This is a genomic window from Finegoldia magna (assembly GCF_018371055.1).
Lineage (GTDB): Bacteria > Bacillota > Clostridia > Tissierellales > Peptoniphilaceae > Finegoldia > Finegoldia magna_I.
Genome location: NZ_JAGYZD010000350.1, coordinates 1 through 1,224, shown reverse-complemented (window position 1 = coordinate 1,224; position 1,224 = coordinate 1). Strand labels below are relative to the sequence as shown.

The 1,224-nt window shown below is 30.2% G+C and carries 1 protein-coding gene and 1 pseudogene; one reads left to right on the top strand and one right to left on the bottom strand.

Annotated elements, in window-relative coordinates; translation table 11 throughout:
* Positions 1 to 760: AraC family transcriptional regulator (locus KHW44_RS09800; RefSeq protein WP_304068945.1), on the bottom strand; the 760-nt coding region annotated here is incomplete at its 3' end.
* Between the two features lie 160 nt (positions 761 to 920).
* Here KHW44_RS09800 and KHW44_RS09795 point away from each other — a divergent pair.
* Positions 921 to 1,224: pseudogene (locus KHW44_RS09795) on the top strand (ABC transporter ATP-binding protein); the annotation flags it as partial.

The window sequence follows — 1,224 nt, the reverse complement described above, 5'->3', positions numbered from 1 at the left end:
TGAACAAATTTTTTAATTTTGTTCCGCTCATTTTAGATATTTTTTCAAGGGTTTCTTGATTTACATTCATGGCGAAATGATCATCTAAGAATCTTGCTATATCTTCAAGTGCTTTATTATCATCAGACTCAATTTTATATTTCTTCCTATTTAAGTAGGTATCTATTACTATACTCACCCATTCATTTGCTTTGGCTTTAAAGAAAAAATCGGCGGCAGGAGCATCCATCTTACAATTCAAGATTTCCATTGCCACTTTTTCTAGGGCCTTTGTAAGTATAATTTGATTAGTTTGAAATAAGTTCGAAGAAAAAGATTCTGGATCGATATTAATGGATGATAGGTGCTTTTCCAAAAGTTTTCTTTTAAAGCCTATGGAAACAGCAAGATAATAGCAGTTCTCATGTAATAAAAATAGGAAGTCATCTTTTATATTATCAAAATCAAGAGTACATAAAGAGTTTGCGGTAAGCGTTTGATACGGATTAAATTTTTCTCCATTTGCGCTGACTATGTAGCTTGTGTATATTGAAACATAATCTGCCATATTATAAGTGCTATTTTGAACTACTTCTTCACTTATATAAAAGTCATGGACATCGATAATGAATCCGTCTCCTTCATAAAACCAATACAAGCCATCTGCATAAGTTAAATCTTCTTTACTCCGACAAAAAGTGTGTCCTGCGCTTGAATACTTCTTATTGTTTTTACATTCATCCACTTTCATATAATCTTTTACAAAATCATAATATGTCATAATGCACCTATCCCTTTTAGACAATATTCCAATTAGCCTTATTAATTAAAAACCATTGTATTAGTAATTATAGCCGATGTATAATAAAAACGCAATGATAGCTATTATCAGCTAAGTAAATTTATACCTAAAAGGAACATCAAAGAAAGGGGAGATGATTATGAAGATTTACAAAAAACTATTTGCTTATGTACAGGATAAAAAATATCTTGGGGTTTTAGCTATAGTCTTTTCTGCTATATCTGCTGTACTTACGGTATATGGATATTATTTAATCTACAAATTTCTGGATAAGTTAATAATTAATTCAAATTTATCTGGTGCAGAGAACTTAGCATTAAAATCTGTTATTACACTAACAATTGGAGCGGTATTTTATTTTGTTTCAGGAATGTTTTCACACATCTTGGGATTTAGGCTTGAAACAAATTTAAGAAAAAGAGGGATAGATGGTTTAGAGAAAG